This is a genomic window from Arthrobacter sp. NPDC093128, from assembly GCF_040683875.1.
Lineage (GTDB): Bacteria > Actinomycetota > Actinomycetes > Actinomycetales > Micrococcaceae > Arthrobacter.
On the sequence record NZ_JBFBEY010000006.1, the window covers coordinates 1 to 14,747 of the forward strand.

Below are 14,747 nucleotides of genomic sequence, written 5' to 3' on the forward strand. Positions count from 1 at the left end.
CGCCACCAACCCGGCAGTGGTCACCTACGACCCCGCCTACGGCTACGAAATGGGCCACATCATGCGCGACGGCATCGAGCGCATGTACGGACCGGACTCCACGGACCGGAACCTGATGTACTACATCACCGTCTACAACGAACCCATCACCCAGCCGGCTGAGCCGGAGGAGCTGGACGTTGAAGGCGTGCTCAAGGGCATCTACCTGCTGGCACCGGCCAAGATTGACGGCCCCCGCACGCAGATCCTGGCCTCGGGCGTGTCCGTGCCGTGGGCGCTGGAAGCCCAGCGGCTCCTGGCCGAGGACTGGGGCGTCTCCGCCGACGTCTGGTCCGTCACGTCCTGGAACGAACTGCGGCGCGACGCCATGGCAGCTGAGGAGGACGCGTTCCTCAACCCGGGCCAGCCGGCGCGGGTGCCGTTCGTCACGGCACAGCTGGAAGGGGCAACTGGTCCCATCGTGGCAGTCTCGGACTACATGAAGGCCGTCCCGGACCAGATCCGCCAGTTCCTCCCGAACGAGTTCGCCTCACTCGGGGCGGACGGCTTCGGCTTCTCCGACACCCGGGCCGCGGCACGACGCTTCTTCAAGAACGACATCCACTCCATCGTGGTCCGTTCGCTGGAGATGCTCGCACGCCGCAGCGAAGTGGACGCACAGGCTCCCGTCCAGGCAATTGAGAAGTACCGGCTCCACAATGTGAACGCGGGATCCACCGGGAACGCCGGCGGAGAGTCCTAACCCGTAAGCAGTAAATTGCGACGGCGGCTTCCACCTGACGGTGGAGGCCGCCGTCGTCGTTATGTGCCCTGCGTTCCGCGAAGCCGGCGGTCCTGTGACGCAGCACAAATCGAGTTGTAGCCTTTGCACAAATGGAGGTTGGCCTGCGCGCACCGTATGCTCGATGCATGGCAGAGCCAAACCCCACTCCCGCAAAGCGCAAGCCGGCATCGCGCGCCCTGACGCCGGAAAAAGCCCAGACGTTGAAGAAACTCCGGGCCAGTGTGGGGCAACTGTCCACCACCACCATGCGCCAGCTGGAAAAATCGCTTCCCTGGTACAGCCGGCTGAGCTCCGACGAGCGGTCCGCCCTCGGCATGGTGGCCCAGAACGGGATCGCCGCTTTTGTGACGTGGTACGAGCGCCCCAGCTCGCCGTCGTGGATCCTCACCGACGTCTTCGGGACCGCCCCCACCGAGCTGACCCGCTCCATCAGCCTTCAGAAGGCCCTCCAGCTCATCAGGATCGTCGTTGAGGTGGTGGAGGACCAGGTTCCCGTGATCGCTCCGGAGGCGGACCAGCCCGCCCTCCGTGAAGCCGTCCTCCGCTATTCACGCGAAGTGGCCTTTGCCGCCGCCGATGTGTATGCCCGGGCCGCCGAGTCGAGGGGCTCCTGGGACACCCGGCTGGAAGCACTGATCGTCGATGCGATCCTGCGCGGCGAAAACACGGACGCCCTGCGGTCCCGTATCGCCGCCCTCGGCTGGAAAGCGCAGGAGCGGTTTACCGTAATGGTGGGCAATTCGCCGTCGGAACCGAGCGCCAGCTACGTCAGCGAGCTGCGCCGGACGGCCGGACGGTTCGCAGAGGACGCCCTCGTGGGAATCCAGGGGGACCGCCTCATCCTGATCCTCGGCGGCGTCCAGGACCGGGAGAGTGCCTACCTGAAGCTCAGCGAACTGTTCGCCCCCGGCCCGGTTGTCTACGGCCCTGAAGCCGGCTCCCTGCTGGAAGCCAGCAGTTCGGCGCAGTCGGCCTTCGCCGGGCTGACGGCGGCGCGGGCCTGGCCCTCGGCGCCGCGCCCGGTGGCTGCTGACGACTTGCTGCCCGAACGGGTTATTTCCGGGGACGATGCAGCCCGCCGGTCCCTCATCAAGAACATCTACCGCCCCCTGCTCGCCGCGTCCAACGGGCTGGTGGAGACCCTGGGAACCTACCTCGAACTGGGCCACTCGCTGGAGGCAACGGCGCGGGAACTCTTCGTGCACGCCAACACGGTCCGCTACCGGCTCAAGCGGGTTTGTGACGTCACCGGCTGGGATCCGCTGCTCCCCCGGGAGGCGTTTGTGCTCCAGGCGGCACTCGTGGTGGGACGACTTTCCGTGCCGCCCAAGGCGCCCACTGAACGCCAGCCGTCCCGGAACGGCAACTGAACCGTTGTAGACTTCCTACAAACTGACCCAGTGAGCTTGGTGCATGAATACACCGAGAATCACGCAGTAATTTGGAAAGCTGGATACGTGCTTGCAATCGTCTGCCCTGGACAGGGCTCCCAGACCCCTGGTTTTCTGGCCCCTTGGCTGGAACTTCCTTCCGTCGCAGGCCATTTGGCCTCCCTCAGTGAAATAGCAGGCATAGACCTCACGGCACACGGCACCACGTCGGATGAGGAAACCATCAAGGACACGGCGGTAGCGCAGCCGCTGATCGTTGCGGCCGGACTGATCGCCGCCAAGTCGCTGTTCGACGTCGAACTCAGCACCCTCCCCGTTGTCCTCGCCGGCCATTCGGTCGGCGAGATCACGGCGTCGGCGCTTGCCGGTGTCCTCACCGAGACCGAGGCCATGACCTTCGTACGGGAGCGTGCCAACAGCATGGCCGCTGCTGCCGCCGTCACGCCCACGGGCATGAGCGCTGTAGTCGGCGGGGACCCGGCTGAGGTCCTGGCGGCCATTGAGGCCTCCGGCGCCACGCCGGCCAACGTGAACGGCGCAGGCCAGACCGTTGCCGCCGGCACGTTCAAGCAGCTCAAGGTCCTCGCGGACAATCCCCCGGCCAAGGCCCGCGTGATCCCGCTAAAGGTGGCAGGGGCCTTCCACACCTCACACATGTCCCCCGCCGTTGCGGCGTTGGAAGCGCTGAAGCCGACGCTTCAGCCGCAGAACCCGCAGGTGCCCCTTTTGTCCAACTTTGACGGCAAGGAAGTGACCGACGGCGGCGCGGCAGTCAACAGCCTCATCGCCCAGGTCTCCCGGCCGGTCCGCTGGGACCTGTGCATGGAAACGCTGGTACAGCGCGGCGTCACGGGCTTTATTGAACTTGCACCGGCCGGTACCCTGGCCGGACTCGCCAAGAGGGGCATGCCCGGGGTCAAGACGGTAGCCGTCAAGACTCCCGAGGACCTCACTGCCGCCCTTGCACTATTCGCAGAACTGGAGGGACAGGCATGAGCGCTCCCGCACTCAAGCAGGCACCACTGCGGGAACACACCCGCATCCTGGGACTCGGCGCCTACCGGCCCGACGTCATCGTCACCAACGAGGATGTCTGCCAGTGGATCGATTCCTCGGACGAATGGATCCGGCAGCGCACCGGCATTGTGACCCGGCACCGCGCACCCGCGGATGTCAGCGTCATTGACATGGCCGAGGGCGCGGCCCGTGAAGCCCTGGCAAAGGCGGGAATCGAAGCCAGCCAGTTGGGCGCGGTCATCGTCTCCACCGTTACGCATCCCTACGCGACGCCGTCCGCGGCTGCCAGCCTGGCGGACCGCCTCGGCGCCACGCCTGCTCCCGCGTTCGACATCTCCGCCGCGTGTGCCGGCTACTGCTACGGCATTGCCCAGGGTGACGCCCTGGTCCGCTCCGGCGCGGCGGAATACGTGCTGGTGGTCGGTGCCGAGAAGCTTTCGGACGTCATCGACAACACCGAACGCACCATTTCGTTCCTGCTCGGCGACGGCGCCGGCGCGGTTGTGATCGGCCCCTCTGAGACTGCGGGGATCGGTCCGTCGGTTTGGGGTTCGGACGGCAGCAAGTGGGATGCCATCGGCATGACACATTCTCTGCTGGATGTCCGCGAACTTGCCCTGGCCGCGAACAAGGCAGGCTCGCTGAGCGCCGGGGAGTCCGACGCAACCGACGCCGCCATCTGGCCCACCCTGCGCCAGGACGGCCAGACCGTCTTCCGCTGGGCGGTCTGGGAGATGGCCAAGGTAGCCCAGCAGGCCCTCGACGTAGCCGGCATCGCCGCCGAGGACCTCGTGGCCTTCATCCCGCACCAGGCGAACATGCGCATCATCGACGAGATGGTCAAGAAGCTCAAGCTTCCCGAAACCGTCAAGGTAGCCCGGGACATCGCCGAGGCCGGTAACACTTCGGCGGCTTCCATTCCGCTGGCCACGCACCGGCTGCTGCAGGAAAACCCCGAACTCAGCGGCGGACTCGCCCTGCAGATCGGGTTTGGCGCAGGCCTGGTCTTCGGCGCACAGGTAATCGTGCTCCCGTAGACCGCCCCCTTTTACCCACAACTGAATACGTTCTGCACAGCACGGATTCGCGAACCAAGCCGTAATCTCGGCTTGAATCATTTCCGGCAGCATCTGCCGGCAACAACAAGAAAAGGAGCCATCAATGGCTAGCAACGAAGAGATCCTGGCCGGCCTGGCTGAAATCGTCAACGAAGAAACCGGCCTCGCCACCGAAGCTGTCGAGCTGGACAAGTCCTTCACGGAGGACCTGGACATCGACTCCATCTCCATGATGACCATTGTGGTCAACGCTGAGGAAAAGTTCGGCGTGCGCATCCCGGACGAAGAGGTCAAGAACCTCAAGACCGTCGGTGACGCAGTCAGCTTCATCGCAAACGCCCAGGCCTAGTCCTGGCTTCTGCCGGCAACGGCCGCACCCGGTAGCCGGTCCGGGGCGCTGAAATCAGCGCCCCGGACCGACCACCGCTGAATGACCTCAAGTTTCCCCACGCAGCCCCCCGGCCAGGTATTTCCCGGACACGGCATGCGCACCGATAGAGAGTGATCCCATGGCACGCAAAGTAGTCATTACCGGTCTGGGTGCCACCACACCCATTGGCGGCGATGTCCCCACAATGTGGAAGAACGCGCTGAAGGGCGTCTCCGGCGCGCACACGCTCGAGGACGACTGGGTAGCCAAGTATGAACTGCCCGTTCACTTCGCAGCCCGCGCCTCAACCCCTGCACTGGAAGTCCTGAGCCGCGTAGAAGCAAAGCGCATGGACCCGTCCACGCAGTTCGGCGTCGTTGCCGCACGCGAAGCATGGGCAGACTCCGGCATTACGGAAGTCGACCACGACCGCCTTGCGGTGGCCTTCGCCACGGGCATCGGCGGCGTCTGGACGCTGCTGGACGCGTGGGACACCCTGCGCGAAAAGGGCCCGCGACGGGTCCTGCCCATGACGGTGCCCATGCTGATGCCCAACGGTGTGGCCGCTGCGGTGAGCCTGGACCTTGGCGCCCGTGCCGGTGCCCACACTCCCGTGTCCGCCTGCGCCTCCGGCACCGAGGCCCTGCACCTGGGGCTGGACCTGATCCGCTCCGGTAAGGCTGACGTCGTTGTTTGCGGCGGCGCCGAAGCAGCGATCCACCCCATGCCCATTGCCGCGTTCGCCTCGATGCAGGCCCTGTCACGCCGCAATGATGATCCCGCCGCTGCATCGCGCCCCTACGACACGGACCGCGATGGTTTTGTCATGGGTGAAGGCGCCGGCGCCCTGGTCATCGAGGCCGAGGAACATGCACTTGCCCGCGGAGCTCGGATCTACGCCGAGCTGGCCGGAACATCGGTGACGGCTGACGCCTACCACATCACCGCTCCCGACCCCGAAGGCCTGGGCGCCACGCGCGCGCTGAAGGCAGCGATGTTCGACGGCCGCATCCAGGCCGAGGACGTGGTCCACGTCAACGCACACGCGACTTCGACCCCCGTCGGCGACAAGCCCGAGTACACGGCTCTGCGGGCCGCACTGGGCGCCCATGTGGACGATGTGGCGGTCTCCGCTACGAAGTCCCAGATGGGCCACCTGCTGGGCGCCTCCGGTGCCGTCGAGGCCGTGCTGACCGTGCTGGCTGTTTACGAGCGCAAGGCTCCGGTAACCATCAACCTGGAAAACCAGGATCCTGAGATCCCGCTCGACGTCGTCACCAAGACCGCACGTGACCTGCCTTCGGGCAGCATCGTGGCGCTGAGCAACTCGTTCGGCTTCGGCGGCCACAACGCCGTCATCGCCGTCCGGAGCATCTAGCCTCCACGGTCGCAACAGCAAGAGGCCCCTGCCGTCCGGCAGGGGCCTCTTGCGTTATGGAGGTTATTGCAGCGCGGCCCGGTCAACCCACCTGGTGCAGCCAGCGCACGGGGGCACCCTCTGCGGCGTGCCTGAACGGCTCGAGCTCCTCGTCCCAGGCTTCACCAAGGGCAAGGGAGAGCTCGTGATAGACCGCGGACGGGTCGCCCGCACCGGACTCATAGGCATAGCGGATACGATCTTCAGAGACCATGATGTTTCCGTGCACATCGGTGACGGCGTGGAAGATTCCCAACTCCGGCGTGTGCGACCATCTCCCGCCGTCAACGCCCGGGCTTGGCTCCTCTGTGACTTCATAGCGCAGGTGCGCCCAGCCACGCAGGGCAGACGCCAAGAGGGCGCCTGTACCCGGGCTGCCGGTCCAGGACAGTTCCGAACGGAACATTCCGGGCGCAGCAGGCTGAGCAGTCCACTCGAGGTCCGTGCGCTTGTCCACGACCGACCCAATGGCCCACTCAACGTGAGGGCACAGGGCGGTCGGGGCCGAGTGAACGAACAAGACACCGCGGGTCATTGCAACAGACATTCCATCCTCCATAGCTGTAGGTACGTCTTCCCCAACGACCTCTGCCTGTATGTATGTCTGCCGCGCAGGGTTCCCGCATGCTGCCGGTGATCTCTGCAAGACTATGAAATTAGTGCCCGGAACTGCGTTACCCGCCGGAGGGCGAGGTTCAAGTCAGACTTGAGAGTTGCCGGGCATGACTCTTATTGTGCCGTACCCCGCATAATTACGCCAGTGCAATTCGGCGCGCCGGGGGTGTTCAATATTTCCCGCACCGCAGCCGGGCGGCGCCCAGCGCCGTAACCCCACGGCCGCAGGCCACGGCTCACGCGCGGGGATGCGCCTGCTGGTAGCTTCGCCGCAGCCGGTCCACCGAGACGTGGGTGTAGATCTGTGTTGTTGCCAGGCTGCTGTGGCCAAGGATTTCCTGCACCGCCCTGAGGTCAGCTCCGCCATCCAGCAAATGAGTGGCGGCGGAGTGCCGGAGCGCGTGCGGACCGGTGGCAGCCGTGTCGCCCAGCGCGTCCAGCAGGTCCTTCACCACGGCACGGACCTGCCGCTGGTCCACCCGGCGGCCCCTCGCTCCGAGGAACAGTGCCGGACCGCTCGCGTCCGCGGCCAGCACCGGCCTTCCACGGCGGAGCCAGTCGTCGACCGCGACGGCCGCCGGCACCCCGTAAGGCACTGTCCGCTCCTTGTTTCCCTTGCCGATGACCCGGAGCGTGCGGCGGTCCTGGTCGAGATCGTCGACGTCCATGCCAGCCAGCTCCCCCACCCGGACCCCGGTTGCATAGAGCAGCTCCACCATGGCGCGGTTCCGAATCGCGAGCGGTGCGCCTTCGTCCGCCGCCGTCCCGAGACCGTCCAGGACGCGCACAACCTGTTGCTGGTGCAGGACGCCGGGCAGTGACTTTTCGCGCTTCGGTGCCTTCAGGCGCAGGGCGGGATCGGCCTCCAGGAATTCCTCCCGCACGGCCCAGGCGGTGAAGGACCGGGCAGTGGCAGCGCGCCGCGCCAGCGTGGAACGGGACATGCCCGCTTCGCTCTGCGCTCCGAGCCACCGCCGCAGCGTGGAGAGTTCAATCCCGTCGAGATCGGTGATGCCGTCCGCGGCGGCAGCCGACAGCAGGCTGTGGACGTCCGACAGGTAAGCGCGGACAGTATGGGCCGACCTGGCACGCTCACCGTCGAGGTAGCGGCCGAAGGCATCGGCGGCGCCAGCCAGGGCTGCCGGGAGATCAGGGGTGTCCACGCTCCAACTTTCCCATCATTCGGCCGCCAATCAAGGAACCACGCACTCAAGACGGCACAATTCCGGAAGCCCGCCGGTAGGGCGGCGGGGGCGGGCCACAGGCACTCAGCAGGCCTTCCGGGACCGTTTCCACCCGCCGCGCTCGGACTCGGCAAGCCCCAGAAGTCCGAGCCTGCCCAGGCCCGCCCTGACGGAATCGGCGCTCAGCCCTGCAACGGACGTCAGCTTCTCGACTGAGCTGGTGGACCGCAGCGGCAACGCATCAAGCAGAATGAGGTCCTCCAGGGTGAGGCCGTCATGGTCAGCGCGCTGCTCCGGGGCCAGGTCCGCCAACGATTCGCCGCTGGGAGCGGCAAGCTCGGCGATTTCACCTGCGTCCGTGACGCAGACGGCTCCCCCTTCGCGAATCAGCCGGTGGCAGCCTGCGGAATTGGCGCTGTGCACGGAACCGGGGACGGCACCGACGGCCCTGCCCAGCGATTCAGCGTGGTGGGCCGTGTTCAGTGCGCCCGAGCGCCAGCGGGCCTCCACTACGACCGTGACCGACGCCAGCGCGGCGATGAGGCGGTTCCGCTGCAGGAACCGGTATCGCGTGGGAGCGGAGCCAGGCGGCACCTCAGCCAGGACCGCACCCTGGTTGGCTACCGTCCTGAGCAGGTCTTCATTGCCGGACGGATAGAAGCGGTCCACTCCCCCGGCCATAACGGCGATGGTGGGCATGGCATCGCCGGCGCCGGCCAGGGCAGACCGGTGGGCGTGCGCATCGATCCCGTAGGCCCCGCCCGAGACGATCGTGAAACCCCGTTGTGCCAGCGAATAGGCGAGATCGCCGGTGACGGCAGCACCGTAGCTTGTGCTGTCGCGGGATCCGACAAGGGCAATGGTCTTCGCCGCCGCAGGCAACGGCTGCTCCATTCCGCGCCACCAGAGGCAGATAGGTTCATGAAGGCCCAGGTCAGCCAGTTGCCGGGGCCATAGTGCGTCGGACGGAATGATCATCCGCCCGCCCAGGCGGTGCATGGTGGCGAGATCCCGCTCCGGTGCCAGGTCCGGGATCCTCGGCGCCCAGCGCTGGAGTGAAGCTTGCATTCCCGGCCAGCTGCCCGTGCCATTATCCGCGAGCACCGACGTGATATCCCGTTCGAGCTGCGGCCCGGCCCGCAGCCGGCCCGTGGCGATACGCAGCGCGTCGGTTGCGCCGGCGACCATCACCAGGGCAAGGCCGGCAGCGTCCTGCGGCTCCATCAGCCGCGACAGGGCAGCCCTGGCTGGGTTTTCCTGTTCAGTCATCGTGTTCCCTTCAGGCCGTGGCCGAGGCGGCTTGCCGGAGTCCCAGCGCCTGTCCAATGTCGTTGTCGTCCGGGGCGTCACGGCAAGCCAGGTCCGCCAGCGTCCAGGCCAGCCGGAGGACCCTGTCATAACCGCGGGCGGTGAGCACACCGCGTTCCAGCGACCGGTCGAGGATCCGGGTGGTGGGTGATGCCAGGCGCAGGGCACCGCGAAGTACGCGGCCCGGCACCTGCGAGTTGGTTTCCAGGCCCAGGGGACGCAGCCTCTCCAGCTGGCGGATCCTGGCAGCACGAACCCTGGCGGCAACGGTCGCGGTGTCTTCTTCCGCACCCGTCTGGCCGAAATCAGCAAGCGAAACCCGCTCCACCTGCAATTGGATGTCCACCCGGTCCAGCAGCGGCCCGGACATCCGCGCAAGGTACCGGCGCCTCATCATGGGCGTACAGGTGCAGTCGAGCCCTTTCCCCGAAGCCTTTCCGCACGGGCAGGGGTTGGCGGCCAGTACGAGTTGGAACCGTGCCGGGTAGGCGGCGGTGCCGGCGGACCGGTGAATGACCAGCTCGCCGCTCTCCAATGGTTGCCTGAGCGCGTCGAGAACCCGCCGTTCATACTCTGGAGCCTCATCCAGGAAGAGCACACCACGGTGCGCCCGGGACGCTGCACCCGGCCGTGGCAGCCCGGAGCCGCCGCCGATGATGGCAGCTGCGGTGGCCGTATGGTGGGGATTCTCGAACGGCGGCCGGCGCAGGAGCTGCACTGCAGCGGACGACAGTGCGCACAGGGAGTGGATCGCGGTGACCTCCATGGCCTCGCCGTCAGCCAGGTCCGGCAGCAGGCCAGGGAGCCGTTCGGCGAGCATGGTCTTGCCAGCCCCCGGAGGGCCCGACAGGAGCAGGTGGTGGGCCCCGGCGGCGGCGACTTCCAGCGCTTTCCGGGCGTCGGCCTGGCCGGCGACATCACACATGTCCGGGGCCGGTTCCGCCACGCACGGACCATCGCCGGACGTGTCCTCGTCATCCGGTTCAAAGTCCAAGGCAAGTTCCTGCGGATCCGCCCCAAAGTCACACGCGAGGCGAGCAAGGGTCCGGTAGCCGCGCACCCTGGCACCCGGCACGAGCCCTGCCTCCGCCTCATTCGCCTGCGCCACCACAACGTCCGGGTAGCCTGCCTGCACGGAGGCCATCACGGCAGGGAGGATGCCACGGACGGGCCTGAGCCTGCCGTCAAGGCCCAGCTCGGCGATGAAGACAGTCCGCTCAGTCGATTTGATGTCGTTTGCTGCGCGCAGGACGGCCATGGTGATGGCCAGGTCGAAACCGGAACCACGTTTTGGCAACGATGCCGGGATGAGGTTGGCCGTGATCTTGCGCCGGCTCAGCGGGATGCCGGAGTTCTGGGCCGCCGAGCGGATCCGTTCCTTGGCTTCGTTCAGCGATGCATCCGGCAGTCCCAGGATGATGAAGGCCGGGAGGGTCTGGCCGATGTCCGCTTCGACTTCAACGATGTAGCCGTTGAGGCCAACGAGGGCCACGGAGTATGTCCTGCCGAGGCCCACCTAACCCACCCCTTTGAGATGCTCCACGCGCGGCTGGCCGGCGCCGTCGTCAAGGACGGCAACCACGTCGACACGGCGGAAGGGCATCCGGAGTTCGTGGTCCCGGCACCAGGCCGATGCCAGCCGGTGAAGGCGCGCCAGTTTGGCAACACCGACGGCTTCAAAGGGATGCCCGTAGGCCAGGGATTTTCGAGTTTTGACTTCGGCGATGACCAGCGAATCGCCGTCAAGCGCCACAATATCGATTTCACCCTCGGGACAGCGCCAGTTGCGGTCCACGATCAGCATGCCCTGTGATTCCAAATACCCGGCAGCCAGTTCTTCCCCGCGCCGGCCAAGCAAGTCTTTGGCTCTCATTCTTACCTCCGCCACCAGCCTGCGGGAGCGGCGGAGCCAGGCATACCTGCCTGGGGCGCTATGTGGGAAACCCCGGCAAAGAGGTGCTGTGGAGGAGCGGTGGGCGGAGGCCCGGAGGACGCAACCGCCAGGCAGGAACCGCTAGGCGCGGGTTCCGCATCTCATGCAATGGGCAGACTGGTGCGGCCGCTCATCGTAGAAGCCGGCATGGCTGCTCCAGATGTGCCCTAGGAACCAGCAGAGTATTTTCATGGTGAGATCTTCTCTGATGTCAGCCGGGTAGGCGGTGCCAGTACGAGCCCTGCGGCGCTCGACATCAAGCACCGTCAGGATGTGTCTGCAGGACGCGAGACTCGTCCGCAATGCGGTAAAGCCGTCGGAACAGAACTACGAATCAATCCCATACAGTAGTCTCGCGCCAAGGACGGCAGGGATGCCAGACCCTGGGCAAAAAACAGGTAGTGCAACCGCCGATACGGTCGATCACTTGCCCGGATCAGTTGCCCAGGTCCACGTCCTTGGGCAGGGCCAGTTCCTCGTTCCGGGGCAGCTCTTCGACGTTGACGTCCTTGAACGTAATCACCCGGACGCTCTTGACGAACCGCGCCGACCTATAGACGTCCCAAACCCAGGCATCCTGCAGGGTGAGGTCGAAATAGACTTCGCCGTCTGCACTGCGCGCCTGCAGGTCCACGTGGTTGGCAAGATAGAAACGCCGTTCGGTCTCGACTACGTAGCTGAATAGCCCGACGACGTCACGGTATTCGCGGTAGAGCTGCAGCTCCATGTCGGTTTCATAGTTCTCAAGATCCTCGGCACTCATGGTTCCATCTTGCACTATTCAGCGCACCGCGTGGGCCATGGCGCCAGCCCTGCTGCCCGTTACCGGCCCCCGACCCCACTCCACGGCGGCCCCGTTCAGAGAATCTGCCAGCTCACGCGGTGATAGGGCGTGGGTCCCGCGGCCCTGAGGGCCTCCTTGTGTGACGCCGTTCCGTAGCCTTTGTTTTCATTCCAGGCGAAGGCCGGGAACTCCGTGTGCAGCGTTCGCATGAGCCGGTCCCGCTCCACTTTGGCGAGGATGCTGGCGGCGGCCACGCTCAAGCACTGCATGTCCGCCTTGACGAGGGTGTGGACCGGAGCGTCACACCCGGGCCCGGCCGGGGCGTCGTCAAAGAGGGACGCTTGTGTCTCAGGTGAGAGCCAGTTGTGGCTGCCGTCGAGCAGCACCACATCGGGAGTGACGCCGGCAGCCAGGATTTGCAGCCAGGCCCTTGTTCCTGCGGTCCGCAGCGCCGCGATGATGCCCATGGCGTCGATCTCGCTGGCCGAGGCGTGCCCCACCGCCGATGCGACGCTCCAGCTGCGCACGAGGGGTTCCAGCCGCTCCCGGTCAGATTCCTTTAGCAGCTTGCTGTCGCGGACGTCGTCGAGAAGCACCGGGCGGCTGAGGTCGACGACGGCGATTCCGACGGTCACGGGTCCCGCAATGGCTCCCCGGCCGACTTCGTCGATGCCGGCCAGGAGCCTGGCACCGGAACCTAGGAAACGGTGCTCATAATCGAGGGTTGGTGCAACGGACATCTATTTTCCAGTCGGTGCGGGAACGTTCCGGAACACGTCGGGGTAGTTTCCCAGCCCGGTGAGCCTGTTGAGTGGCCAGGCAATGACGGCTGCCTTGCCCTCGATGTCGGGCATGTCGATGAAGCCGCCGTTGCTGTCCTGGTGGGCGCGGGAATCCGCGGAGTGGTTCCGGTTGTCTCCCATCACCCATATCTTGCCGTCCGGGACAACGACGTCGAAGTTGCGGATATCGGGCACCTCGGCGGGGTTGACGTACGTCTCATCCACTTCCTTGCCGTTGATGGTGAGTTTGCCGCCGGCGTCGCAGCACACGACGTGGTCGCCGGGGAGGCCGATGACGCGCTTGACGAGGTGCTGCTCCGAATTGTCCGGCAGCAGGCCGACGAATGTCAGGCCGTCCTGGACCCAGGTGAACGGACCGTCCGCCTTGTCCGGAGTTGGTACCAGCCATCCCTTGGTGTCCTTGAAAACCACCACATCACCGTGCTCGAGGGCAAAAGGCTCGGGCACGAGCAGGTTGACGAAGATGCGGTCGTTGACGTCGAGCGTGCTGACCATGGATTCGGACGGGATATAGAACGCCCTGAACAGGAACGTCTTGATCAGGAAGGACAGCACCACCGCGATGGCCACCACCGTGGCCACTTCCTTGATCCAAAGGTACAGCGGGCTGTGGGCTTTGCTCTCCTTCGCCGGCTTTGACGGGCCGGCCTTGGAATGGGCGCCCTTCGAACCAGAAGCCCGGCCAGCTGGCCGGAAAGCGGGCTGCTCCGACGCAGCCGACGGACCGGCCGAGGGAACTGCCGGCGGGGCTACGGACGGAGCTTCGGACGGAGACACGGCATCCCCGTCCGTGGCAGTTGCCGAGTAGTCGCGTCCGGCGGAGTCGCGTCCTGTGTGGGCGCCTGAAGAGTGGGCGCCAGCGGCGGCGTCGCGCTTGAGCGGATCAGGAGTCCGGGGATCGGTCTCGGGCATCTACTGTCCGTCCTTCGTCGTCGTGCTGGTTTCTGCGGGCCGGGGCACGGCCGCAAATCTGTCGAGTGGCCAGATGATCTGGACCGGCCGGCCGATCACCCGGTCCAGGGGCACCATACCGCCACCCGGTGCGCCCAGCAGGCTTCGGGAATCAGCGGACATGGACCGGTGGTCTCCAAGCAACCATAGCCGTCCCGCCGGAACGATCACACTGAACTTCTGCTTGCTCGCCACGTCTTCACCATAGAGGTATGGTTCCTCAAGCGCCTGACCGTTCACTGTGAGCCGCTGCTGGTCATCGCAGCAGATGACATGATCGCCGGGCAACCCGATAACCCGCTTTATGTAGGTTGTATCACTGCCTGTAATGCCAAGCCAGTGTCCGGCCGCGGCGGCGGCATCCTGCACCGGTCCGTTGCCGCTGTTGAGCGGAGCGAACGACCCGCGGCCGTCGAAGACCACGACGTCACCGTGCCGGACCGGTCCCGACTGGAAATCGGTACGGGAAACCAGGATCCTGTCCCCCGCGCCGAAGAGCGGTTCCATGGAGGCAGACGGTATGTAGTACACATCCAGCCAGAGGGCTCGGACAAGTCCGCTGATGAGCAGCGCCAGCGCAAGGGCCAGCAACGCAAAACGCCAGCCCAGTTTCCTGGGCTGGCGTTCTGACTGGTCCATGATCCGTATCCTGTGGCGCTGTTGCGGAAGGCTCCGGCGCGGGCCGGATCCGGGTTCTGGACCCGCCGTGGAAGTCCGGAAGACTTACTTGGCGGTGCTGAAGTCGCGCTTTTCCTTGATCTTCGCAGCCTTACCGCGCAGTGCACGCATGTAGTAAAGCTTGGCGCGGCGGACGTCACCCTTGGTGACGACCTCGATCTTGTCGATGATCGGGGAGTGCACCGGGAAGGTACGCTCCACGCCGACACCGAAGGAGACCTTGCGGACCGTGAAGGTTTCGCGGATGCCGTCGCCCTGGCGGCCCAGGACGAAGCCCTGGAAGACCTGGACACGGGAGTTCTTGCCTTCGATGATGTTCACGTGAACCTTGAGGGTGTCACCCGCGCGGAACTGGGGAACATCGGTGCGCAGCGAGGCTGCATCTACGGTATCGAGGATATGCATTGATCCACTCCTGGTGAACGCCACAGGTCATCCACTTTGGGTCACGGCT

The 14,747-nt window shown here is 65.8% G+C and carries 15 protein-coding genes and 1 pseudogene; 6 read left to right on the top strand and 10 right to left on the bottom strand.

Annotation, left to right across the window (positions count from 1 at the left end):
* From AB0N24_RS08565 to fabF, 6 genes and pseudogenes are all read left to right on the top strand, one after another.
* A pseudogene (locus tag AB0N24_RS08565) lies at positions 1-742 on the top strand (pyruvate dehydrogenase (acetyl-transferring), homodimeric type); the annotation flags it as partial.
* Positions 743-909: 167 nt separating this feature from the next.
* A complete protein-coding gene (locus AB0N24_RS08570) occupies positions 910-2,154 on the top strand; it encodes a helix-turn-helix domain-containing protein (RefSeq protein ID WP_214952738.1) in 1,245 nt (414 codons plus the stop codon).
* 87 nt (positions 2,155-2,241) lie between these two features.
* A complete protein-coding gene (locus AB0N24_RS08575) occupies positions 2,242-3,171 on the top strand; it encodes an ACP S-malonyltransferase (RefSeq protein WP_364122873.1) in 930 nt (309 codons plus the stop codon).
* Complete coding sequence (locus AB0N24_RS08580) at positions 3,168-4,229, top strand: beta-ketoacyl-ACP synthase III (protein ID WP_364122875.1); 1,062 nt, start codon at positions 3,168-3,170, stop codon at positions 4,227-4,229. Before AB0N24_RS08575 ends, AB0N24_RS08580 begins: the two co-directional genes overlap by 4 nt.
* A gap of 124 nt (positions 4,230-4,353) precedes the next feature.
* The gene (locus AB0N24_RS08585) at positions 4,354-4,599 is read left to right on the top strand and encodes an acyl carrier protein (protein ID WP_011692310.1); all 246 of its coding nucleotides are present in this window, start codon (positions 4,354-4,356) and stop codon (positions 4,597-4,599) included.
* Between the two features lie 160 nt (positions 4,600-4,759).
* On the top strand, positions 4,760-5,998 hold the full coding sequence (gene fabF / locus AB0N24_RS08590) for a beta-ketoacyl-ACP synthase II (protein ID WP_364122877.1): 1,239 nt from the start codon (positions 4,760-4,762) through the stop codon (positions 5,996-5,998).
* An 82-nt stretch (positions 5,999-6,080) separates the two neighbouring features.
* Here fabF and AB0N24_RS08595 read toward each other — a convergent pair whose 3' ends face one another.
* The 10 genes from AB0N24_RS08595 to rplS form a co-directional block, all read right to left on the bottom strand.
* A complete protein-coding gene (locus AB0N24_RS08595) occupies positions 6,081-6,584 on the bottom strand; it encodes a DUF3145 domain-containing protein (RefSeq protein WP_364122878.1) in 504 nt (167 codons plus the stop codon).
* A 304-nt stretch (positions 6,585-6,888) separates the two neighbouring features.
* Positions 6,889-7,815: a tyrosine recombinase XerC gene (locus AB0N24_RS08600; RefSeq protein WP_364122880.1), complete on the bottom strand. Its 927-nt coding sequence runs from the start codon at positions 7,813-7,815 to the stop codon at positions 6,889-6,891.
* Between the two features lie 105 nt (positions 7,816-7,920).
* Positions 7,921-9,105, bottom strand: a complete 1,185-nt coding sequence (dprA, locus tag AB0N24_RS08605; RefSeq protein WP_364122882.1) for a DNA-processing protein DprA — start codon at positions 9,103-9,105, stop codon at positions 7,921-7,923.
* Positions 9,106-9,115: 10 nt separating this feature from the next.
* Positions 9,116-10,660, bottom strand: a complete 1,545-nt coding sequence (locus AB0N24_RS08610; protein ID WP_364122884.1) for a YifB family Mg chelatase-like AAA ATPase — start codon at positions 10,658-10,660, stop codon at positions 9,116-9,118.
* Complete coding sequence (locus tag AB0N24_RS08615; protein ID WP_104175417.1) at positions 10,661-11,017, bottom strand: YraN family protein; 357 nt, start codon at positions 11,015-11,017, stop codon at positions 10,661-10,663. It lies immediately after the preceding gene.
* Between the two features lie 496 nt (positions 11,018-11,513).
* The gene (locus AB0N24_RS08620) at positions 11,514-11,840 is read right to left on the bottom strand and encodes a DUF2469 domain-containing protein (RefSeq protein ID WP_003806068.1); all 327 of its coding nucleotides are present in this window, start codon (positions 11,838-11,840) and stop codon (positions 11,514-11,516) included.
* Positions 11,841-11,935: 95 nt separating this feature from the next.
* Positions 11,936-12,601: a ribonuclease HII gene (locus AB0N24_RS08625; RefSeq protein WP_364122887.1), complete on the bottom strand. Its 666-nt coding sequence runs from the start codon at positions 12,599-12,601 to the stop codon at positions 11,936-11,938.
* The gene (gene lepB / locus AB0N24_RS08630) at positions 12,602-13,576 is read right to left on the bottom strand and encodes a signal peptidase I (protein ID WP_364122889.1); all 975 of its coding nucleotides are present in this window, start codon (positions 13,574-13,576) and stop codon (positions 12,602-12,604) included. It abuts the gene before it with no gap.
* Complete coding sequence (lepB, locus tag AB0N24_RS08635; RefSeq protein ID WP_364122891.1) at positions 13,577-14,254, bottom strand: signal peptidase I; 678 nt, start codon at positions 14,252-14,254, stop codon at positions 13,577-13,579.
* Positions 14,255-14,338: 84 nt separating this feature from the next.
* Positions 14,339-14,698 carry a 50S ribosomal protein L19 gene (gene rplS, locus AB0N24_RS08640; RefSeq protein WP_011692321.1) on the bottom strand — a complete coding sequence of 120 codons (360 nt, stop codon included), beginning with the start codon at positions 14,696-14,698 and terminating at the stop codon, positions 14,339-14,341.
* Between the last annotated feature and the right edge of the window lie 49 nt (positions 14,699-14,747).

Excerpts from the sequence above, each read along its gene's own strand:
- AB0N24_RS08595 (WP_364122878.1), bottom strand. The coding sequence starts at position 6,584 with ATGTCTGTTGCAATGACCCGCGGTGTCTTGTTCGTTCACTCGGCCCCG.
- lepB (WP_364122889.1), bottom strand. The coding sequence starts at position 13,576 with ATGCCCGAGACCGATCCCCGGACTCCTGATCCGCTCAAGCGCGACGCC.
- AB0N24_RS08620 (WP_003806068.1), bottom strand. The coding sequence starts at position 11,840 with ATGAGTGCCGAGGATCTTGAGAACTATGAAACCGACATGGAGCTGCAG.
- AB0N24_RS08580 (WP_364122875.1), top strand. The coding sequence starts at position 3,168 with ATGAGCGCTCCCGCACTCAAGCAGGCACCACTGCGGGAACACACCCGC.
- dprA (WP_364122882.1), bottom strand. The coding sequence starts at position 9,105 with ATGACTGAACAGGAAAACCCAGCCAGGGCTGCCCTGTCGCGGCTGATG.
- AB0N24_RS08615 (WP_104175417.1), bottom strand. The coding sequence starts at position 11,017 with ATGAGAGCCAAAGACTTGCTTGGCCGGCGCGGGGAAGAACTGGCTGCC.
- fabF (WP_364122877.1), top strand. The coding sequence starts at position 4,760 with ATGGCACGCAAAGTAGTCATTACCGGTCTGGGTGCCACCACACCCATT.
- AB0N24_RS08570 (WP_214952738.1), top strand. The coding sequence starts at position 910 with ATGGCAGAGCCAAACCCCACTCCCGCAAAGCGCAAGCCGGCATCGCGC.
- AB0N24_RS08625 (WP_364122887.1), bottom strand. The coding sequence starts at position 12,601 with ATGTCCGTTGCACCAACCCTCGATTATGAGCACCGTTTCCTAGGTTCC.
- lepB (WP_364122891.1), bottom strand. The coding sequence starts at position 14,254 with ATGGACCAGTCAGAACGCCAGCCCAGGAAACTGGGCTGGCGTTTTGCG.
- rplS (WP_011692321.1), bottom strand. The coding sequence starts at position 14,698 with ATGCATATCCTCGATACCGTAGATGCAGCCTCGCTGCGCACCGATGTT.
- AB0N24_RS08585 (WP_011692310.1), top strand. The coding sequence starts at position 4,354 with ATGGCTAGCAACGAAGAGATCCTGGCCGGCCTGGCTGAAATCGTCAAC.